20 protein-coding genes are annotated in these 19,023 nt (G+C 65.8%); 12 read left to right on the top strand and 8 right to left on the bottom strand.

Annotation, left to right across the window (positions count from 1 at the left end; all coding sequences use genetic code 11):
• Nucleotides 1-93 precede the first annotated feature (93 nt).
• Nucleotides 94-1,140 carry an LLM class flavin-dependent oxidoreductase gene (locus CE453_RS17440; RefSeq protein ID WP_089175732.1) on the top strand — a complete coding sequence of 349 codons (1,047 nt, stop codon included), beginning with the start codon at nucleotides 94-96 and terminating at the stop codon, nucleotides 1,138-1,140.
• A gap of 10 nt (nucleotides 1,141-1,150) precedes the next feature.
• Nucleotides 1,151-1,801: an NADPH-dependent F420 reductase gene (locus tag CE453_RS17435; protein WP_089177972.1), complete on the top strand. Its 651-nt coding sequence runs from the start codon at nucleotides 1,151-1,153 to the stop codon at nucleotides 1,799-1,801.
• Between the two features lie 42 nt (nucleotides 1,802-1,843).
• Here CE453_RS17435 and CE453_RS17430 read toward each other — a convergent pair whose 3' ends face one another.
• A complete protein-coding gene (locus CE453_RS17430) occupies nucleotides 1,844-2,554 on the bottom strand; it encodes a GntR family transcriptional regulator (RefSeq protein WP_089175731.1) in 711 nt (236 codons plus the stop codon).
• A 213-nt stretch (nucleotides 2,555-2,767) separates the two neighbouring features.
• Here CE453_RS17430 and CE453_RS17425 point away from each other — a divergent pair, with 213 nt between their 5' ends.
• From CE453_RS17425 to rraA, 8 genes are all read left to right on the top strand, one after another.
• Nucleotides 2,768-3,550: a citryl-CoA lyase gene (locus CE453_RS17425; protein WP_089175730.1), complete on the top strand. Its 783-nt coding sequence runs from the start codon at nucleotides 2,768-2,770 to the stop codon at nucleotides 3,548-3,550.
• Nucleotides 3,551-3,568: 18 nt separating this feature from the next.
• Entirely contained in the window at nucleotides 3,569-4,900 is a 1,332-nt protein-coding gene (locus CE453_RS17420; protein WP_089175729.1) for a phenylacetate--CoA ligase family protein, read from the top strand.
• Between the two features lie 27 nt (nucleotides 4,901-4,927).
• Nucleotides 4,928-5,806: a branched-chain amino acid ABC transporter permease gene (locus CE453_RS17415; protein ID WP_089175728.1), complete on the top strand. Its 879-nt coding sequence runs from the start codon at nucleotides 4,928-4,930 to the stop codon at nucleotides 5,804-5,806.
• On the top strand, nucleotides 5,803-6,768 hold the full coding sequence (locus CE453_RS17410) for a branched-chain amino acid ABC transporter permease (RefSeq protein WP_157733082.1): 966 nt from the start codon (nucleotides 5,803-5,805) through the stop codon (nucleotides 6,766-6,768). Before CE453_RS17415 ends, CE453_RS17410 begins: the two co-directional genes overlap by 4 nt.
• Nucleotides 6,765-7,493 carry an ABC transporter ATP-binding protein gene (locus CE453_RS17405; protein WP_089177971.1) on the top strand — a complete coding sequence of 243 codons (729 nt, stop codon included), beginning with the start codon at nucleotides 6,765-6,767 and terminating at the stop codon, nucleotides 7,491-7,493. The genes CE453_RS17410 and CE453_RS17405 overlap by 4 nt, the downstream gene beginning before the upstream one ends.
• The gene (locus CE453_RS17400) at nucleotides 7,490-8,212 is read left to right on the top strand and encodes an ABC transporter ATP-binding protein (RefSeq protein WP_089175726.1); all 723 of its coding nucleotides are present in this window, start codon (nucleotides 7,490-7,492) and stop codon (nucleotides 8,210-8,212) included. Before CE453_RS17405 ends, CE453_RS17400 begins: the two co-directional genes overlap by 4 nt.
• A 41-nt stretch (nucleotides 8,213-8,253) precedes the next feature.
• A complete protein-coding gene (locus CE453_RS17395; protein ID WP_089175725.1) occupies nucleotides 8,254-9,444 on the top strand; it encodes an ABC transporter substrate-binding protein in 1,191 nt (396 codons plus the stop codon).
• A 91-nt stretch (nucleotides 9,445-9,535) separates the two neighbouring features.
• A complete protein-coding gene (rraA, locus tag CE453_RS17390) occupies nucleotides 9,536-10,051 on the top strand; it encodes a ribonuclease E activity regulator RraA (RefSeq protein WP_089175724.1) in 516 nt (171 codons plus the stop codon).
• A gap of 60 nt (nucleotides 10,052-10,111) precedes the next feature.
• On the opposite strand, the gene CE453_RS17385 is transcribed toward rraA, so the two are convergent.
• From CE453_RS17385 to CE453_RS17375, 3 genes are read right to left on the bottom strand one after another with little or no spacing between them, the layout of a single operon-like run.
• Nucleotides 10,112-10,567 (bottom strand): DoxX family protein, encoded by a 456-nt coding sequence (locus tag CE453_RS17385; protein ID WP_089175723.1) that lies wholly within the window; start codon nucleotides 10,565-10,567, stop codon nucleotides 10,112-10,114.
• A gap of 21 nt (nucleotides 10,568-10,588) precedes the next feature.
• Nucleotides 10,589-12,166 (bottom strand): MFS transporter, encoded by a 1,578-nt coding sequence (locus tag CE453_RS17380; protein ID WP_089175722.1) that lies wholly within the window; start codon nucleotides 12,164-12,166, stop codon nucleotides 10,589-10,591.
• A gap of 24 nt (nucleotides 12,167-12,190) precedes the next feature.
• Entirely contained in the window at nucleotides 12,191-13,339 is a 1,149-nt protein-coding gene (locus tag CE453_RS17375; RefSeq protein ID WP_089175721.1) for an HlyD family secretion protein, read from the bottom strand.
• Between the two features lie 115 nt (nucleotides 13,340-13,454).
• On the opposite strand from CE453_RS17375, the gene CE453_RS17370 reads away from it, so the two are divergent.
• Nucleotides 13,455-14,423, top strand: a complete 969-nt coding sequence (locus CE453_RS17370; protein ID WP_089175720.1) for a LysR family transcriptional regulator — start codon at nucleotides 13,455-13,457, stop codon at nucleotides 14,421-14,423.
• A gap of 52 nt (nucleotides 14,424-14,475) precedes the next feature.
• On the opposite strand, the gene wrbA is transcribed toward CE453_RS17370, so the two are convergent.
• The 3 genes from wrbA to CE453_RS17355 all read right to left on the bottom strand — a co-directional run bounded on the left by wrbA (nucleotide 14,476) and on the right by CE453_RS17355 (nucleotide 16,798).
• Complete coding sequence (gene wrbA / locus CE453_RS17365; RefSeq protein ID WP_089175719.1) at nucleotides 14,476-15,078, bottom strand: NAD(P)H:quinone oxidoreductase; 603 nt, start codon at nucleotides 15,076-15,078, stop codon at nucleotides 14,476-14,478.
• Nucleotides 15,079-15,163: 85 nt separating this feature from the next.
• Entirely contained in the window at nucleotides 15,164-15,853 is a 690-nt protein-coding gene (locus tag CE453_RS17360) for a hydrolase (protein ID WP_089177970.1), read from the bottom strand.
• Between the two features lie 63 nt (nucleotides 15,854-15,916).
• Nucleotides 15,917-16,798: a pirin family protein gene (locus tag CE453_RS17355; RefSeq protein ID WP_089175718.1), complete on the bottom strand. Its 882-nt coding sequence runs from the start codon at nucleotides 16,796-16,798 to the stop codon at nucleotides 15,917-15,919.
• Nucleotides 16,799-16,922: 124 nt separating this feature from the next.
• Between CE453_RS17355 and CE453_RS17350 the strand changes: the two genes are divergently transcribed.
• The gene (locus CE453_RS17350) at nucleotides 16,923-17,834 is read left to right on the top strand and encodes a LysR family transcriptional regulator (RefSeq protein WP_089175717.1); all 912 of its coding nucleotides are present in this window, start codon (nucleotides 16,923-16,925) and stop codon (nucleotides 17,832-17,834) included.
• Nucleotides 17,835-17,918: 84 nt separating this feature from the next.
• Here the strand turns inward: CE453_RS17350 and CE453_RS17345 are convergent, their stop codons facing one another.
• Nucleotides 17,919-18,872 carry a ring-cleaving dioxygenase gene (locus CE453_RS17345; protein WP_089175716.1) on the bottom strand — a complete coding sequence of 318 codons (954 nt, stop codon included), beginning with the start codon at nucleotides 18,870-18,872 and terminating at the stop codon, nucleotides 17,919-17,921.
• Nucleotides 18,873-19,023 lie beyond the last annotated feature (151 nt).

Here is a 19,023-nt window from a genome sequence, read left to right as displayed (position 1 = left end):
GGTTTTCGACGGTCACAATATTAGGCCAGGTTACGAAAATATACCGACAGAAGGGCAGGGCGACAAGCACCGCCCTTCGCAGAAGGAGGGATCATGGAACTTGGAATCTACAGCTTCGGCGATGTACAGCGCGACGCGGCGACGGGCGAGCTCGGCTCGACCGCGCAGGCGACGCGCAACCTGCTCGAGGCCATCAAGCTCGCCGACGAGGTCGGGCTCGACTTCTTCGGGATCGGCGAGCACCACACCCGCGAGATGCCGGCCTCAGCCGCCGCCGTGGTGTTGGGTGCCGCCGCCAGCGTGACGAAGACGATCAAGCTGGGCAGCGCGGTGACGGTGCTCAGCACGGATGATCCGGTCCGCGTCTACCAGCAGTTCGCCACGTTGGACGCGGTCTCGAACGGTCGGGCCGAGATCACGGCCGGGCGCGGTTCGTCGACGGAGTCGTTCCCGCTGTTCGGTCATAACCTGAATGATTATGACGAGCTCTTCGCCGAGAAGCTCGACCTCCTGCTCGATATCAACGAGACCGAGACGGTGACCTGGAAGGGCAAGCATCGACCGGCGCTGAACGATGCGCTGGTCGTGCCGCGCCCCGATAGCGGTTCGCTGCCGATCTGGCTGGCGACCGGCGGCAACCCGCAATCCTCGGTGCGTGCCGGATTGCTGGGACTGCCCGTCTCCTATGCGATCATAGGCGGGCAGGCTGCGCGTTTCGCGCCGCTCGCGGAGCTTTACCGTCGTGCCGGCGCGCAGGCGGAAGTTCCGGCCGGAAAGCTGAAGATTTCGATCGCGAGTCCAGGCTTTGTCGCCGAGGACGCGACCAAGGCCAAGGAGCAGTTCTGGACCCACTGGCATGCTGTGATGGAATCGATCGGCAAGATTCGCGGTTTCGCGCCGCCGCCGCGCCATCACTACGACCTGGAGGCGAGCGGCGCCGGTGCGCTGTTCGTGGGCGACCCCGAGGAGATCGCCCAGCGCATCGTCACGCTGCATGGGCAGATCGGCCACATGCGCCAGTTCTTCCAGATGGATGTGGGTCATCTCCCGCAGAAGGATTTTCTGCGTTCGATCGAGTTGCTCGGCACGCGGGTCAAGCCGCTGGTCGAGGCCGAACTCGGTGCAAGGCTGGCTGCCTGAGGAGGCGCTGATGAACAAGACTGTGGAGACGATCGGCATCCTGGGGGCAGGGCGGGTCGGCACGGCGCTCGCGCGCCGCGCCGTCGCGGCTGGCTACGATGTCCGGGTCGCGACGGCAAAGCCGGCGGCTGAGATCGCCCTCCTGCTGGATATCATGGTCCCCGGCGCCCGGGCCGACGAGGCGGAGGTGGTGATCGCCGCCTCCGACATCGTCATCCTGGCTCTGCCCTTGTCGAAGTATCGCGCTCTGCGGCCCGAGCTGTTCGCGGGCAAGGTCGTGATCGACGCGATGAACTACTGGGCGCCAACCGATGGGGTGATTCCCGAATTCGAGGGCGCCCGCTCCAGCAGTGAATTGATCCAGGACTATCTCGCTGGAGCCCGGCTCGTACGCAGCTTCAACCACATGGGCTACCACGAAATCGACGAAGCGGCGCGACCCTCCGGCGATCCTGAACGGCGAGCCCTGGCTCTGGCCGGGGATGACACGCAGGCCCGCCACCTGGTTACGGGATTCATCGATCGTATCGGCTTCGACCCGGTCGATGCCGGCGTGCTTGCCGCGAGTCGGGCCTTCGCGACAGGCAGCGCGATCTTCGGCGCTAGCCTCGGGCGAGAGGAGATGCAGCGGCTGTTGCAGGAGGCGGAGGTCGCGGCCTGACCGCGATCTGCCGGAATGCCCCCTTCGGCGAAGGCTCTCCGCTCAGAGCCTCGCGACGCGCGTGCCGTTGCCGAAGACTTTGGACGGCATGTTCTCTGCCAGGTTGCGCGCGCGTTCGAGATGGGTTCGGGCTTGCGTCGCGGCCGCTTCGGGATCTCCGTCGAGCATCGCGGTTGCGATTGCGCGATGCTCGACGACCGAGGTTGCGATGCTGTCGGCGGTCAGAGCACCGTTGAGCTGAAACATGAGCAGAGTCAGCTGCATCTGGATCGTCAGGGCCATCAGCCGCTCATTGCCGGTGGCCCGGATGATCGCCTCATGGAAAGAGCGGTTCTCGTTGATATAGTTGGGGTCGGCGAGGCGGGGGCGATCCAGCCATATCGGCTGGATGTCGGCTTCGAAGCGGGCTCTAACGCCCGGGGTAGCCAGCATCCGCGTGGCTTCGCGCGCTGCGTGGCTCTCCAGCGCGATGCGGATAGAGAACAGCTCCAGCATTTCACGCATCGAGAGCCGGCGAACGATCGCGCCACGGTTTGGCACGATTTCCAGCAGGTTGTCGGCGGAAAGGCGCCGCAGCGCCTCGCGCAACGGTCCACGGCTGACGCCGAGCTCCCGCGTCAGGTCGGCTTCGATCAGGCGCTGGCCGGGAGCATACCGGCCTTCGACGATGCCGTCGCGCAGGTGCTGCATCACATAATCGACCGTCGCGCCGCGGACCGGCCCCTGTGCTGCGAAATCGATGGCGTCCGACATGCTTCCTCCCTGGGCACACCTAGCATCGAGATCAGGGGTTGACAAGAATTTGTCCTCAAATATTGTCCTACAATAATGAATGACAAGCCGGCGCGACCGGCTGAAATCGTGGAGGAGACGAATGTCTGCAACGCCGCTTCGGCGTGTGGAAACGCACGCTCTTTTTCCAGCTCGCCAAGACTCCTTCACCCTTCGGACCGGGCGGGTGAGGCCATGATGATCGGCAAGGCGGGCGAGCCCGTCACCAGCATCTGCACCGCCGACGCAAGCAGCATCGAGGTGCGTGGCCGGGATCTCTGCAACGACCTCATGGGGCAGAAGAGCTTCACCGCGTTCTTCTTCCTGCTTGTCACCGGGCACGACCCGGATCCCGAGCAGCTCTTCTTTCTCGATACGCTGCTGATCGCCATAGCGGAGCATGGCCTGACACCGACCGCACAGGCGGCACGGATGACCCTCGCGGCCGACCCGAACAGCCTGCAAGGAGCCGTCGCCGCCGGCATTCTCGGCTGCGGCACAGTCGTCCTCGGCACGGCCCAGCTCTGCGGGGACATGCTGAGCGAGGCTCGTGAGCAGGTCGAGAAGGGCGGCGATCCGGACGCAGTCGTCCGCAGCATCGCGACCGAGGTCCGGGCGCGAGGCGGGAAGATTCCAGGCTTCGGCCACCCGATCCACCACCCGGTCGATCCGCGCTCGGAGCGCATCCTTGCGCTCGCCGATGAACGCGGGGTTTCGGGAATCCATGTCGATCTGCTGCGCCGGCTCCGGCCTGCGGTCGCCGAAGCCTGGGGCAAGCCGATGCCGCTCAACGTCTCGGGGCCGATCGCGGCCGTGCTGCTCGATCTGAAGTTCCCGCCCGCAATGATCAAGGCGATCCCGCTGTTAGCCAGGACGGCTGGCCTGCTCGGTCATCTCGCCGAGGAGCAAGAGCGCCCGATTGGCTTCCTCATGGCTCATCACGCCGAGAAGGCGATTTCCTACAAGCGCGAAGACTGAAGCCGCGGAGACAGTGCCATGTACCAGCCCGAGATCGAGAAACTCCCGTGGCCCGAGCAGCGTAAGATCGACGAGCCGCTTTACCAGGCGCAGATCGACTATCTGCTGGCGAACTCCCGCTTCTATCAGACGAAGCTACGCGAAGCGGGATTCGATAGCGCCGCGAAGGTCGGTGGGCTCGACGACATCGCCGCACTTCCCTTCACCGAGAAGGACGAACTGCGCGCCACCCGCAGCGAGAACGAGCCGATCGGCACCCATTTCGCCAGTTCGGTCGACAAGCTGACGCGCATCTTCTCCACAAGCGGCACCACGGGGCTGCCGAGCTATGTTCCGCTGACGCCGGGCGACCTCGACAATTGGGTGACCACCTCCTGCCGGAGCTATACGGCTCCGGGCACCCAGCGCGGCGAGGTCGTCATCTCGACCTACAATGCCGGGCCTTTCGTGGCTGGCGCTGCGCTTGAAGCCTTCAACCGCCTCGGTTTCTGTCACATCCCCGTCGGCACGGGCAACACCGAGCGCTTGCTGGCGGCGATCAAGCTGCTCCGACCCCGAACGCTGGCCTGCACGCCCTCCTACGCACTCCACCTGGCCGAGATCGGGGAGCAGCGCGATCTGGACCTGCCCGGCAGCAGCATCGAGCGGATCATGGTCGCCGGCGAGCCCGGCGGCGGTGAACCGGCGATGCGCGCCAAGCTGGAGCAGGGTTGGGGCGCCAGGGTCTACGAGGCGATGGGGCTCGGCGACATCTCGGTCTCGCTCTGGGGCGAATGCGAAGAGCAGGCCGGCATGCATTTCAGTGGCCGCGGCTTCGTTCATTTCGAGCTGATCGACCCGAGCTCCGGCGAGACGGTTCCGATCGGCGAGGGCGCGACAGGAGAACTCGTCCTCACCCATCTTCGCCATCAGGGCGCCCCGCTGCTGCGCTTCCGCACCCGCGACCACGTCATGGTCTGGACGGAGCCCTGCCGCTGCGGGCGCACGTCGCCGCGGATCCGCTGCATCGGCCGGACGGACGACATGATGATCGTGCGCGGCGTCAACGTCTTCCCCTCGGCGATCCGCGAAGTTGTCAACCGCTTCGCGCCCGATGTCAGCGGCGTGATGTCGATCCGGCCGAGTGCCAAGGGCGTCAAGCAGATGCCACCGCTGAAGGTTCTCGTCGAACTCGCCGAGCATATGGCGGATCCCGGTCGCCTGGCCGAGCGGATCGAGAAGGATATCCGCGCCACGCTGGTCGTCACGACCCGGATCGAGCTCGTGCCGAACAACACGCTGCCGCGCAGCGACTACAAATCGAAGCTCGTCGATTTCTCGGAAGCCGCCGCCGTCCTGGTCGAAGACTGACCCGGCGGCAAGGAGGGAGCGAAAGCCATGACCTGGGCCTCCGTCTTGCAAGCCGTCCTGCTGTCGCTGACCGTCGCCGGCCTCTATGCGGCGATCGCCGCCGGCCTGACGCTCACCGTCGGCGTGACGCGCATCATCAATTTCGCTCATGGCGAGTTCGTGATGCTGGGCGCTTTTCTCACCTATGCCCTGTTCACGCGCTTCGGCATCTCGCCCTGGATCGGCATGTTGATCTCAGGCGTCGCCATCGGCCTCTTCTCGGCTTTGGTCTATCGCGGATTCCTCGCGCGTATTCTCAAGCATGACGAACACAATCAATTGCTGGCGACGCTCGGCCTCTCGATCCTGCTGGTGAACCTGGCGATCATCCTCTGGAGCCCCGATCCGCGAGTGATGCAGGCGCCGCAATTGCTGCCGGCGCTCAAGCTCGGCGAGGTCACGATCCCCGGCAACAATCTGGTCGTGGCCGGTGTCGGGGGCCTGCTCTTCCTGCTGCTGCAATTCATCATGCGGCACACCCGCTATGGCACGCAGATGCGTTTCGCGAGCGACGATCCGGAGCTTGCGATGCATACCGGCATCAATGTTGACCGGGTATTCGAGCTGTCCTTCGTCATTGGCGGTTTTGCGGCCGGCGTTGCAGGCGGGCTGGTGGCGCTGACGCTCTATGTCCACCCTGCCGTTGGGCTCGATCTCGTCATCCGGGCCTTCGCGATCATCGCGCTCGGGGGCCTCGGTAATATTCCGGGAGCCCTGATCGGCGCCGCGATCCTCGCCCTGGCGGAGGGGCTGACCAGCACCTTTGTGCCGCAGGGCGGCAGTTTCGGCTTCGGCGTTGCCTTCCTGCTGTTGCTGCTGGTGCTGATCGTGCGCCCGAGCGGATTGTTCGGGAGGGCGGCGCAGTGACCACGATCTCGCGCCAACTGGCGATCTACCTTGCGGTCGGGGCCGGGCTCGGCGGCACTGCCCTCAGCGGCAACGCCTTCCTGATCCAGACGGCGATCGGCATCGCCATCTCCGCGATCCTCGCTCTGTCCTGGGATATTCTGTCGCGAACCGGCCAGGTCTCGCTCGGGCACTCGGCCTTCTTCGGCATCGGCGCTTACGGCTCCGGCCTGCTGACGCCTCAGTTCGGTGCGGTGCTCGGCTGGCTGTGCGCCATCCTGCTCTGCGCCCTGGCGGCCATCTTGCTCGGGCTGGTCACCCTGCGCCTGCGTCGGCTCTATTTCACCATCGCGACCATGTCGTTCGGCCTATCGATGCAGGTTCTGATCCTGGTTACGCCCGGCATCACCGGCGGTTCAACCGGCATCATGCCGCCGGTCCTGATGGAAGGTTCGCCGGCTGCCCAGCTCGTGCTCATCGCGGTGTTCCTCATCGTCGCGGCCATGGTCAGCGACATCCTGCTCGGTGGCCGCTTCCGCCCCGCCTTCTTCATGATCCGGAGCAATCCGGCCCTGGCCGCCTCCTCCGGCGTTCCTGTCGTCGCCACGAAAGTCGCAACCTTCGCGGTCTCGGGCATGATCGCCGGGGTCGCCGGCGCCTGCTACGCCGGGCTATACGGCTACGTCATCCCCGAGGATGTGTTCACGCCCAACTGGAGCGTGCTGCCGCTGGCGGTCAGCATTCTCGGCGGCATGGACACGACGCTCGGCCCGATCCTGGGTGCGCTGGTGCTGCGTCTCCTGGAGGAATTGGCGCGGCATATCGTCGGCGGAACCGGTTACCAGGTCGTCTACGGCGCCGTCATCATCCTCTTCATTCTCCTCCTGCCGAAGGGGCTGGTGGGCGGCATGGCCCTGTTGCGGCGGCGGACGGCTGGCTCGCCCGACCTGGTTGCGGCCCCCGGCAATGGGAGGCTGGCATGACCTGGCTCACAGTCACCGCCTGCACCGTCGCCTTCGGCGGGCTGAAGGCGATCAACGATCTGTCCTTGAACATTCCGAGTGGGAGCATCACGGCCCTGATCGGCCCCAATGGCTCTGGCAAGAGCACTTTCTGCAACATGGCCTCGGGCCAGATCCCGCCCAATAGCGGGCAGATCTTGCTCGGCGATCAGCCGGTGACGCGGCTGCGCTCAGACCAGATCGTCGCCGCGGGCCTGGCGCGAACCTATCAGGTTCCACGCGTCCCCAGGGAGCTGACGATCGGCGAGGTAATCGGCGTGCCGTTGCGCTATGTCCGCTCCGATCGGGCCTTGCCCTGTCAGGCGAGGAACGTAGCCGACATCGCGCGGTTCTGCGGGCTGACCGCACCGCTCGATACGACCTGCGCGGAGCTTTCGATTTCCGATCTGCGCCGCCTCGAGATCGCGCGGGCGCTGGCCTGCCGGCCCCGCTTGCTGCTGCTGGACGAGGCGATGGCGGGCTTGAGCCTGGAGGATACCGCGCAGGTGATCGACCTTGTGCGCAAGGTCCATGCCGGAGGCATCACGGTGGTGGTGATCGAGCATGTGATGCGGATCATCGCCACGCTCTGCGGCCATGCGATCGTCCTGAACAACGGCAAGCTCCTCGCTGAGGCCGCGCCTGCCGAGGTCCTGCGCAATCCGGCCGTCAGGGAAGCCTATCTCGGCAAGGGGTTTACGTTATGAACCGCTTCGAGGCCGCGATCTCCGGCGCGGGGTACGGCGCCCTGACCATTGTGCCGCAATTGTCGCTGTCCGTCGTCGGCGGAGAGGTCATGGTTCTGCTCGGCTCGAATGGCGCCGGCAAGACCACGTCGTTGCGCTCAGTGGTCGGCACTGTCAGGGCCAGGACCCGGTCCGTGCGGCTGGATGGCGAGGAATTGTCCAGCCTCAACCCTTGGCAACTCGCGCGCCGCTCGATCGCCTTCGTTCCCGACGGCGCGCGCTGCTTCGCCAATGTCAGCGTCATTGACAACCTGACCGGGGCGCTCGAGGCCCTCAGGCCCGCCGCAACGGCCACCGAACGCAGGCGATCGTTCGATACCGTCTTCGAGCTCTTCCCGATCCTGCACGAGCGGCGCGAGCAGCTCGCCGGCTCGATGAGCGGCGGCCAGCGGCAGATGCTGGCGATCTCCCGCGCCCTGATGATCGAGCCGCGGGTCATGATCCTCGACGAACCCTCGGCGGGGCTTTCACCCAAGCTGGTCGAGGATGTTTTCGAGGCGCTCGGGCGCATCAAGGCCGCGAGCAACTGCGCAATCCTGATGGCCGAGCAGAACGTGGCGGCTGCGATCGCGGTCGCCGACCGCTGCATCATCCTCAATGAGGGGCATGTGATGCTCGAAGGCGGGATCGACGAGGTGCGCAGCGACGAGCGCCTGCGCGTCGCCTACCTGGGTATGTGAAGGTGAGAAGCCTTTGAAGCCAATAACATAGGGGAGGACCGATGATGCGGAGTTCCATCAAGAAGCTTGCGATGGCAGCCGGGATCGTGCTGGCTGCAGCATTGCCGGCCAAGGCGCAAGGCGAGCCGCCGATCCGGATCGGCGTGCCGCTGCCGCTGACCGGTGGGTTGGCCGGTGCCGGAACCCAGCTCCTCTGGGGCATTCAATATGCGGCCGGCGAGGTGAATGCGCAGGGCGGGCTGCTCGGCCGCAAGCTCGAGCTTATCGTCGAGGATACCAAGGGTGAGTCGAACACCTCCGCGACCGTTGCCGCCAAGCTGGGCGGACAGGACAAGGTCGATGCCGTGGTCGGCGGCTTCGGCAGCACCTCGGATTTCGCCTTGCTGAGTGCGATCCAGCGCTACAACACCATCTTCATCCATCCGGGCTCGTCGTCCGTTCGGCTGGAGGAGAGCTTCGGCAAGAATCCCTGGTACTTCCATGTCTATATCTGGGACTATCATCGCCAGAAGGCAGCCGTGAACTTCTTCAAGAGCGTGCCCGGCCTCAAGACCGTCGCCATCGCCTATGAGGATAAGCTCTACGGCACCGACGGCTCGAAATTCACCCAGAAATTCGCCAAGGAGGCCGGGCTCGACGTTGTCATGAACGAGCCCTTCCGGGCGGGGTCGCCCGACTTCTCGCCGATCCTCAACCGGGTGAAGGCGCTCGACCCCGATGTTCTCTTCGTCATCGGCTATTCCGGCGACAATCTGCAGATCGCGCGCCAGGCCCAGCAACTCGCTATCAAGCCGAAACTGCTCGTGACCCAGGGCGCCGGCGAAAAGCGTTCCGACTATGGCGCAGCGGGCGACGGCGTGGTGGTGCTCGACCTCTGGTCGTCGAAGCAGAAGACCCCGGGGCTCGCCGAATGGGTCAGGAAGGCCGATGCGGCGCGCGGCGGAGAGGTGGTGTCGACGGCGGTGCAGGGCTATGCCGCAATGCAGACGCTGATCGATGCCGCCAAGGCGGCGGGCAAATGGGATCGCGACGCCATCATCGCCAAGCTCGCTGGCAGCGAATTCTCCACGCCTTACGGCAAGGTGAAATACGAGCCGTCCGATCTCGGCGGCCTCCATCAGCTCATCACCGAGAAGACCATGATCGCCGTCCAATATCAGGCGAATGACGGCTTCGAAGTCGTTTGGCCGGCGGAGAAGGCTGCGGCCCCGCTGCGCTATCCGGCACGCTAGAGCCGATTTCGGGATCACGCGATCTGCACGCGCGTGCGAGCTAAGTACCGTCGCGCGTGCTCGTTTCAGTCTTTCGTCAAACGAGGCCCCGATGCTGATCGGCACGGCAGACATCTATGATACCTATCCGGAAGCGGTTGAGGTCTGCGAGTTGCAGTTCAATTCCTATGGCCAGCGCCACCGCTTCTACGGCCCATGTGTTTGCCTCAAAACGTTCGAGGATCATTCTCCACTGCTGAAGGAATTGAGCAACGAAGGGCAAGGCAGAGTGCTCGTGGTCGACGCCGGAGGCTCGAAGCGGATCGGCGTCCTCGGCGACAGGCTCGCCGAGATCGCCATCGCCAACCACTGGGCCGGCGTGGTGATCAACGGCGTGGTCCGCGACACGGCAGGCCTGACCAAACTCGACATCGGTGTGAAAGCCCTGGGGGCAACGGCACGCCGCGGCGCGCATGCAGCCGCGGGCCTCAGCGGTGTGCCGGTGGAGTTCGGCTCCGTGCGTTTCCAGCCGGGAGACTGGGTCTACGCGGACGAGGATTCCGTCCTGGTGAGCCGCAGCCGCCTCGACCTCGACGCCATCAGCCTGCCGCCAGACCAAGCTGAGTGAAAAAAGGGGGCGGTACCGCACGGCCCTTGTCTGATGGAACCGAATCCGGTTCTCGCACGATCAAGTGCGGAAGCGCTCGATCAGCCTCGCGATCGAGCCTCTCGCACCGAAGGCCAGCGCGAGCAGCAGCCCCCCGAGAATCCCGGCATTCTGCAGGAAGACCACGCTTTGTGGCAGCACGATCGGGCCGGCATCGCTCCACGGCGCATGAGCGATCAGGGTCGCCATCGCGGTGAAACCGGCCAGCAAGCCGGCGCCGATCCAGCTCGTCCGCGGCCAGATCAGCAGGGCTGAGCCGCCGAGCTGGGTGACGATGACGGCCGCTGCCATCAAGGCGGGAAAGGGCAGGCCGTGATGCGCCATCTCCGCTGTCGCGGCCGAGAAATCGAACAGTTTGCTGACGCCGCTGAACACGAAGCCCCCGGCGAGAAGAACCAGACCTGCCGAAATAGCAGTTTTACGCACGATGACCGAGAAGGTGGAGTATTCGTTGGGGCATGGCGTTTCGGGTGACATGAGAAGCTCCTTTGAAACGATCTACAGCAGCTTTCCGGGCAGGGGCGTCCTGCGGAAGAGGAGGCTGATCAGGGCTGCCGCCAGCATCATGCTGCCTAGCAGCAGGAAGGCGTCGCGATAGGCCAGGACGAAGGCTTCGCGCTGGACGAGACGGGCGACGAACGCGGTCGCGGCCTTCGCGGCGGCGGCATCGGGAAGATGCGAGGCCAAGGCCTGCGACAAGGCCTCGATGCGCTGCCCGGCCGGCCCGCTCGTCGCTGTGACATGGAGGCCCAGCAGGTTCGAATTCACCTGCTCCTGGACCCGCACGAACGTGCCGACCGCGGCGACGCCAACGGCCGAGCCGACGGTCCGGACGATGTGGACCAGCGAAGCGATCCACGGGATCTCGCGGATCGCAATATCCTCCGTGATCAAGACCATCGTCGGGATCGCGACGAAAGGCGCGGCGCTCGATTGCAGGGCCAGCGGCAGCAGGAATTCGTTGCCGCTCCATTCATGCGTGAGCCCCGTCATCGCCAGCAGCCCGGCACCGGTGAGCGCCGCGCCGAACGCCATCAGATGGCGCGGGTCGATGCGGTAGCAGAGCCATGCGACGAGCGGCATCAGCACCAGTTGCGGCAGGGCCGAGGCGAGGAAGACGCTGCCGCTCTCCAAGGCGCGGAAGCCCTGGATGCGGGCGAGATACTGCGGCAGCACGAGGGCCGACGACATCGCCGCGATCCGTGTCAGGAACATCATGAACAGGCCGAGACCGGTGTTGCGCCGCCAGAGCAGGCGTGGATCGACCAGCGGGTCGTGATGCAGCAGGGCATGCACCAGCGCGCCGCCCAGCAGGAGGATGGCCGAGGCGGAAAGCCCAGCGATCAGTCCCGAGGCGAACCAGTCGAGCCGGTTGCCCTGGTCGAGCGCCGTCACCAGCGCCGCCAGCCCGAGCGACAGGGCGACGATGCTGAAGCTGTCGGGGCGGCGAAAGCGCATGTACTTGATCGGATCGCGCGTCAGCCCGTAGGCGCCTGCGAACAGCGTCAACACGCCGGGCAGCACGTTGAGCCAGAACAGGTACTGCCAGCTGAAGCGCTCTAGCACCCAGGCTTCGATGAAGACGGAGAGCGACGGCGTGAAGGCCGAGATCAAGGCATAGAGGGACAGGCCGTAGAGACGCAGATGCTGGGGCAGATGCCGCATCACGACGGCATAGGCCATCGGGATCAGCACGCCAGCGCTCAGCCCGCGCAGGGCCTGGATCGTCAGCAGCGTCGGCAATGACGGGCTGAACGGTGCGGCAAGCGAGAATAGTGTGAACAGGAGCGAGCCGAGCAGTACGCCGCGGGCGGGCGAGAGGATGCCGCGCAGCCAGACCCCTGCCGGGATTGCAGCCACCTCGGCGGCGATATAGGCCGTGACGATCCAGGAGCCTTCGTCAGCGCCGATGCCGAGCGCGCCGCGGATGTCGCCGAGGCCGATATCGGTCAGGCGCGCGTTGATCAGCGAGGTGAAGGTGCCGAGCAGCACGGCGGCGACGCCGACGATCGCACGCAGGCTCGGCGCCGCCGGGGTCGGCCTGGCTGGCGCTGCCGGGTGGGCGGTGGAGGCCATGGACGTTCTCCCCGAAAGAATGGCTCAGTGCGCGGCCGCGTCCGTGGCCTGCCGGTCGGTGTGGATGGTCGTGACCACCGACATTCCCGGGCGTAGCAGGCCCTGCAGCTCCGGCGCCGGATCGAGCGCAATGCGGACGGCGATACGCTGGGCGACCTTGGTGAAGTTGCCGGTCGCATTGTCGGCCGGCAGCAGACTGAATTCCGCACCGCTCGCCGGCGAAAGACGCTCGACTCGACCCTTGAGCTCGAGCCCAGGGAAGGTGTCGATCTTGAGGCTCACCAGTTGCCCGGGGCGGACACGCGAGAGCTGGGTCTCCTTGTAGTTGGCGATCACATGGACCTGCTGCAGCGGCACGACTGAGATCAGCTGCGTGCCCGTTCTGACATATTGTCCTTCACGAGCCGCACTGGCGCTGACCGCACCAGCAACCGGCGCGACAATCCGGGTGTTGCCCAGCTCGATCCGGGCGAGGTCGAGGGCGGCGCGACGGCCCTCCTGCTCAGCCCTGGCCTGTTGCTCCTGCGTGCTGAGCACCTCGAGCTGCTGGCGCTGGACCGCCACTTCGGCCTCCTTCTCGCGCAGACGGGCATCGAAGCGCTTCGTATCGGCGACGGCGAGCTCGAGGCGCTGGGCTGTGGTCCAGCCGTCGCGGGTCAGCGCCTCCTGCCGCCCGCGTTCCTGCGAGGCGCGATCACGGTCGGCGAGGATCGCGGCGATGCCGGATTCCGCCTGCGTGATCGTGAGCCGCTGAAGCTCGATCCGGCTTTCGAGGTTGCGCAGGGCGGCCTCGGCGGCTGCAACTCCAGCCTCGGCCTGAGAAACGCGGGCGACGTATTCCGCATCGTCGATCTCGAATAGCGGGTCTCCCGCCTTGACCGTCTGGAAATCCGCGACTGCGAGCCGCTTGATCCGGCCATTGACCTGCGTGCTGATCGGCGTCGTATCGGCGCGAACATAGGCATTGTCGGTCGTCTGGTCGGTCATGCCCGCAACCCAATGCCCCCAGCCAAGAGGGATGACGATCGCAAGGCCGACGCCGCCGACGAGCACCGAGGCGCGGGCGAGATTGATCAGCGCCCGGCGCGGCTTTCGCCTCTGCGCCGGCGCGGGGTTGGTGGTGATCTTCGGTTGTCCCTCTGCCGGGGCGAGGCGTGCGATGGCTGCGCTCATGATGTTGGCTCCGCGTCAGCCGCGAAGGCCCTTGGCCTATCTGTCGCGGCTGATTGCAGAACCAGATGTAGGAGCTGTATGGTTATGATTGAAATGAACTGATACCATTTGAAAAATGAGCTCTATTCATAACGCCGACCTCAATCTCATCCGCATCTTCGATGCCGTCATGGAAGAACAGGGCGTCTCTCGCGCGGCGGCGCGACTAGGGTTGACGCAGTCGGCGGTGAGCCATGCCTTGAACAAGCTGCGCCGTCAGCTCGATGACGAGTTGTTCATCCGTGGTCCGGATCGCATGCATCCGACGCCGAGGGCGATGGAGCTGTCCTCTCCGCTTCGGGAGGCTCTCCATCAGATCGAGGCCGCCTTCCAAGGGCCGCGCTTCGATCCGGCGACAGCGGAAGCACAGTTTGTCATCGCGACATCGGACTATGTCATCGGCACGCTGATGCCGCCGCTCCTGCGTCGTTTGCAGCAGGTTGCACCGAGGGTGCGGTTCTGGTTACGGCCATTCAACGATCTCAACCTTGTCGAAGGGCTCGATCGCGGCACGCTCCATCTGGTCATTGGTGCCTTCGGGCGCGCGCCCTCGCGCTTCGCCATGGAGCCATTGGTGAGCGGTCCGAACGTGTGGATCATGCGAGCGGGGCATCCGGCGACCGACGGCGCCTTCGATCTCACGGCATTGGCCCGCTATCCGCATCTCGACATCCTGATCGCGGGGCAGGGGGCGATGACGGCCGGCGGGACTATCGATCAGGAGGGGCTGGAGCGTGCTTATGTCAGCAGCAATCCGCTGCAGCTCGATGCTCTGCTACTGGAGGCCGGGCTGACCAGGACGGTGGGAGCGACCGCCTCGCACATCCTAGCGGTTCCTCCCCTGGTCGCATCGACGGACATGATCGCCTTCGTGCCGAAGCACCTCGCGGAGCAGCATCAAGTGCTGGCGTTCCGCGACCCGCCCTATGCCAGCCCACCATTGCAGATCTCGATGCTCTCGCATCGGACGATGGGAGCCCATCCGTCGGTTGCCTGGCTGAGGGCGGAGATCATGGCCGCTCTTCATGACCATGAGGGGCTTTGAGCGCCGGAGCCTTGGCAAAGAAAAGGCGGGCCGGTGGGCCCGCCCAAGCCGCTCACTTGGCGGCGAGTTTGCTCGCGATCTGCGCCACATGCCGGCCCTGATAGCGGGCGCCCGCGAGCTCATTCTGCGAGGGTTGGCGCGAGCCGTCCCCGGCCGCGATCGTGCTGGCGCCGTAGGGCGACCCGCCCGTGATCTCCGCCAGCGTCATCTGGCCCTGGAAGCTGTAAGGCAGGCCGACGATGACCATGCCCTGATGCAGCAGCACGATCTGGGTCGAGAGGATCGTGCTTTCCTGGCCGCCGTGCTGTGTCGCGGTCGAAGTGAAGACGCTGCCGACCTTGCCGACGAGCTTGCCCTGGGCCCAGAGACCGCCGGTCTGATCGAGGAAGTTCTTCATCTGCGCCGGCATGTTACCAAAACGGGTCGGCACGCCGATGATGATCGCGTCGTAATCCGGCAGTTCGTCGACGGTCGCGATGGGCGCCGTCTGGTCGAGCTTGAAGCCGGACTTGCGGGCGATTTCCTCGGGCACGAGCTCGGGCACCCGCTTGATGACCGCTTGGGCGCCGGCCTCGCGCACGCCTTCGGCGACGACCTGCGCCATTGTCTCGATATGGCCGTAGCTGGAGTAATAGAGGACGAGTACCTTCGTCATGTCGCTGTCCTTTCTGAAAAAGACTCTGCGCGGGGCGTGATCCGCCGGCGCTTGCGCCCCGGCGGTGCCACAGTGAGATTGTGCGTCAGCTGCGTTGGGAGTCGAGCTGTTCCTGGTCCTTCTGGACCTGTTGTGCCTTCAGGTAGCTCTCGATCAGCAGCTGATAGGGCGGGAAGATCTTCGTATAGACCTCGGCCCATGCTTGCGCGTCCTCGCGATGCCAGGTCTTCTGCAATTCGGAGGCAACGGCGGCTGTGTCCATAGGCACGACGCCGGCCTGGACGATGCGGGCGAGCGTGATCTCCTGCGCCATCTTCGAATAGGTGCCGGAAGCGTCGACCACGGCGAACACCTTGTAACCTTCATGGGCGGCGGCGATCGCAGGGAAGGCCATGCAGACCGAGGTGATGGTACCGGCGATGATCAGGGTCTTGCGCCCGGTCGCCTTCACCGCGGCGACAAAGTCGGGGTTGTCCCAGGCATTGATCTCGCCCTTGCGGGCGACGTACTTGGCATGCGGCGCGTTCTCATGGATTTCCGGGATCAGCGGGCCGTTCGGCCCCTGCGGCACCGAGGCGGTGGTGATCACCGGCATCTTGCTCAGCGTCGCCATCCTGGCGAGCGCGGTGGCATGGTTGCGCAGCACTGGCATCGGCATGTCGGCGACGGTCTGGAACAGGCCGCTCTGGTGGTCGATCAGCAGCATGACCGCATCGTCCGGGTCGATGATGGGCCGCTGGCCGTTGAAGTTGGCGGGATTGCCTGAGGTCGTCATGGCGTCATCTCCTTGCTTGCAGATGTCCGGCATCGCGGCGGCGGACGGCGCCGTTGCCGGCGATCAGGCCGGGATCTTGCTGGGCGGGATCTTGCCGAAGCGGCCGCTCTGGAAATCGGCCATGGCCTGATGGATCTCTTCCGTTGTGTTCATGACGAAGGGGCCATGCATCGCGACTGGCTCGTCGATGGGCTCGCCGCTGAGGACCAGCAGCGTCGCGTCGGTCTCGCCTTCGATCGTGACGGCGCCGCCTTCGCGGTCGAGCAGCACGAACTGGGCCTCGCGGACCTTGTCGGCGCCATTGATCAGGACATGGCCACGCAGCACGGCGATGCCGAGCATGTGCCCCTCCGGCAGGGTCAGCGAGGTCGTTCCACCGCGGTTGAGGCGAAGATCCCAGATGTCGATCGGGGTGAAGGTTCGGGCCAGGCCGGCTTGGCCCTTGTAGTCGCCGGCGATGACACGCAACGTACCGGCATCGCCGGGCAGCTCGACGGTCGGGATGTCCTTGTCGAGCAGCGTTTGGTAGCCGGGCTCAACCCCCTTGTCCTTCGCCGGCAGGTTCACCCAGAGCTGCACCATCTCGAGCGTGCCGCCCTTGCGGGTGAAGGCCTGCGAATGGAATTCCTCGTGCAGGATGCCGGAAGCGGCGGTCATCCACTGCACGTCGCCGGGGCCGATCAGGCCGCCTTCGCCGGTCGAGTCGCGATGCTCGACCTCGCCCTGATAGACGATGGTGACGGTCGCGAAGCCGCGATGGGGGTGGACGCCGACGCCGCGCGGGTGCTCCGCGGGAGAGAACGCGGCCGGCCCGGCATAGTCGAGCAGCAGGAAGGGACTCACATGGTCGCCCTGGGCTGCATGCGAGAACATCGAACGCACCGGAAAGCCGTCGCCGACCCAATGCGTCTCTGAGCTGCCGAAGATGCCGGGAACCTGTCTCATGGACTTGTCTCCTTGGCGGGCGCTGCTGTGGCGCTCTGTTGTCGGGGAGATTATGGTCAGGACAGAATAGGCAGTAGCCGTCTGATTTGCGACGCACTGTCCTATCTGTAGGACAATTGCGACGATGCAGGACCTCAACGATCTCTACTTCTTCGCGCAGGTGGTGGAGCATCAGGGCTTCGCTGCGGCCGCCCGCGTCCTCGGCATGCCGCGCTCGCGATTGAGCCGGCGCCTGGCGCTGCTGGAAGAGCGATTGGGAGTGCGGCTGGTGCAGCGCTCGACGCGGCGCTTCGCCGTGACTGAGGTAGGCCGGGAGTATTACCGTCACTGCGTGGCGATGCTGGTCGAGGCCGAGGCGGCGCAGGAGGCGATCGATCGCACCCGGGCCGCACCGCAGGGTGTGGTCCGCGTCGCCTGTCCGTCGGCGGTGCTCTATTTCCAGGTTGGCGCGATGATCGCCCGCTTCCTCGCCGCTCATCCCAAGGTCGAGGTGCAGTTGGAGAGCACGAACCGGCGTGTCGACGTGATCCGCGAGGGCTTCGACATGGCGATCAGGGTGCGCTTTCCGCCGCTCGACGAAAGCGAGATGGTGATGAAGGTGCTGGCGGAAAGCACGCAGCGGCTGGTCGCGGCACCGCGGGTGCTGGAGGGCATCGGCCGGCCGCTGGTCCCGGCCGATGCCGGCACGCTGCCGAGCCTGTCATGGGGCGGCCCGCATCAGAGCCACGAATGGCGGTTGAAAGGGCCTGACGGCGCCGAGGCCGTGGTCCGTCACCAGCCCCGCTTCGTCACGGAGGACATGGTCGCCCTGCGCCACGCCGCGCTGGAGGGCGTCGGCATCGCGCAGATGCCGACAATGGTGGTGATCGACGACGTCAGGGCGGGGCGATTGGTCGAGGTGCTACCGGATTGGGAGCCGCGCGCCGGCATCATCCATGCCGTCTTTCCCTCGCGTCGGGGTCTGCTGCCTTCGGTGCGTGCGTTGCTCGATTTCCTTGCGGCGGACTATGCGCGCCTCGATCGGGACAGCCGTTAGGCGGCCAAGGCCCAGGAGCGTGATCGCGGGGCTCACACGTTCCTGGGCGGGGTATGGCGCGCGCCCGCTCGGGACGCGCGGTGATCAGGCAAGCGGCTTGAGACCGGCCTCGATCCGCGCCCGCTGCGGCTCGAGGAAGGGCGGCAGCGCCAGCCGCTCGCCGAGTGTCTCGAGCGGCTCGTCGACCGCGAAACCGGGACCATCGGTCGCGATCTCGAACAGGTTGCCGCCCGGCTCGCGGAAATAGAGCGAACGGAAATAGTAGCGCTCGACCTCTCCGCTGGAGGGAATCCGGTTTTCGGCCAGGCGGCGCGACCACGCGTGCATGCCCTCGATATCGGGAGTCCGGAAGGCGACGTGGTGGACGCCACCCGCACCTTGCCGCGCAATGGGCAGGCCGGGCTGGACCGCGACATGCAGCTCCGCGGCCGGGCCCCCTTCGCCCATCGTGAAGACATGCACCTCGCCGGCGCCGTCGGGCGAAGCGTAGCTGCGTTCGCGGCGCATGTTCATGATCTGCGTCAGCACGGCCTCGGTCGGGCCGAGATCGGGCACGCTGATCGTGATCGGGCCGAGCCCGCGGATCTGGTGCTCGGCCGGAACGGGACTGCCCGACCAGGCGTGAGCTTCACCGGAGCCGCCGTCATTGACGAAGCGCAGGCGCTGGCCTTCCGGATCTTCGGCGTCGAAGGATGCCCTGCCGTCCAGCAGCGCCACGTCGCTCTTGGCGTAGCCGTCGGCCGAAAGGCGCTCGTGCCACCAGTTCAGGCTGTTCTCGCCCGCGACGCGCAATGCGGTGCGCGAGATCGAATGCGTGCCGCGCCGTTCCGGTGCCGCCGGCCAGTCGAAGAAGGTGATGTCCGTGCCCGGGCTTGCCTGTCCGTCTGCGTAGAACAGGTGATAGGCCGAGGTGTCGTCCTGGTTGACGGTCTTCTTGACGAGGCGCAGGCCGAGCGTGTCGGTGTAGAAGCGCTTGTTGCCGGGCGCATCGGCGGTGATGGCCGTCAGATGATGGATACCGCTGAGTTGAAGAGCCATGATCGTCCCTTTCTGGTTTCTCCTGCCAAATATCGAGGCGCTGGCTTGAGATGGTAGGTTACGATTCCGGAACGGGCTGTTCGCCAAGCGGGAACAGCTGGCTATCGTGATCTGGCCCCATTATCGCCGAACTGCGCGGCGGACTGAAGGC

Origin of the sequence: Bosea sp. AS-1 (genome assembly GCF_002220095.1) — a bacterium.
GTDB lineage: Bacteria > Pseudomonadota > Alphaproteobacteria > Rhizobiales > Beijerinckiaceae > Allobosea.
The sequence above is the reverse complement of the archived record's forward strand: the minus strand, read 5'-3'. Positions and strand labels throughout refer to the sequence as shown.

Coding starts and splice junctions, on each gene's coding strand:
- CE453_RS17395 (WP_089175725.1), top strand. CDS start 8,254: ATGATGCGGAGTTCCATCAAGAAGCTTGCGATGGCAGCCGGGATCGTG.
- CE453_RS17435 (WP_089177972.1), top strand. CDS start 1,151: ATGAACAAGACTGTGGAGACGATCGGCATCCTGGGGGCAGGGCGGGTC.
- rraA (WP_089175724.1), top strand. CDS start 9,536: ATGCTGATCGGCACGGCAGACATCTATGATACCTATCCGGAAGCGGTT.
- wrbA (WP_089175719.1), bottom strand. CDS start 15,078: ATGACGAAGGTACTCGTCCTCTATTACTCCAGCTACGGCCATATCGAG.
- CE453_RS17425 (WP_089175730.1), top strand. CDS start 2,768: ATGATGATCGGCAAGGCGGGCGAGCCCGTCACCAGCATCTGCACCGCC.
- CE453_RS17385 (WP_089175723.1), bottom strand. CDS start 10,567: ATGTCACCCGAAACGCCATGCCCCAACGAATACTCCACCTTCTCGGTC.
- CE453_RS17360 (WP_089177970.1), bottom strand. CDS start 15,853: ATGACGACCTCAGGCAATCCCGCCAACTTCAACGGCCAGCGGCCCATC.
- CE453_RS17345 (WP_089175716.1), bottom strand. CDS start 18,872: ATGGCTCTTCAACTCAGCGGTATCCATCATCTGACGGCCATCACCGCC.
- CE453_RS17430 (WP_089175731.1), bottom strand. CDS start 2,554: ATGTCGGACGCCATCGATTTCGCAGCACAGGGGCCGGTCCGCGGCGCG.
- CE453_RS17350 (WP_089175717.1), top strand. CDS start 16,923: ATGCAGGACCTCAACGATCTCTACTTCTTCGCGCAGGTGGTGGAGCAT.
- CE453_RS17420 (WP_089175729.1), top strand. CDS start 3,569: ATGTACCAGCCCGAGATCGAGAAACTCCCGTGGCCCGAGCAGCGTAAG.
- CE453_RS17400 (WP_089175726.1), top strand. CDS start 7,490: ATGAACCGCTTCGAGGCCGCGATCTCCGGCGCGGGGTACGGCGCCCTG.
- CE453_RS17440 (WP_089175732.1), top strand. CDS start 94: ATGGAACTTGGAATCTACAGCTTCGGCGATGTACAGCGCGACGCGGCG.
- CE453_RS17370 (WP_089175720.1), top strand. CDS start 13,455: ATGAGCTCTATTCATAACGCCGACCTCAATCTCATCCGCATCTTCGAT.
- CE453_RS17415 (WP_089175728.1), top strand. CDS start 4,928: ATGACCTGGGCCTCCGTCTTGCAAGCCGTCCTGCTGTCGCTGACCGTC.
- CE453_RS17355 (WP_089175718.1), bottom strand. CDS start 16,798: ATGAGACAGGTTCCCGGCATCTTCGGCAGCTCAGAGACGCATTGGGTC.
- CE453_RS17380 (WP_089175722.1), bottom strand. CDS start 12,166: ATGGCCTCCACCGCCCACCCGGCAGCGCCAGCCAGGCCGACCCCGGCG.
- CE453_RS17375 (WP_089175721.1), bottom strand. CDS start 13,339: ATGAGCGCAGCCATCGCACGCCTCGCCCCGGCAGAGGGACAACCGAAG.
- CE453_RS17405 (WP_089177971.1), top strand. CDS start 6,765: ATGACCTGGCTCACAGTCACCGCCTGCACCGTCGCCTTCGGCGGGCTG.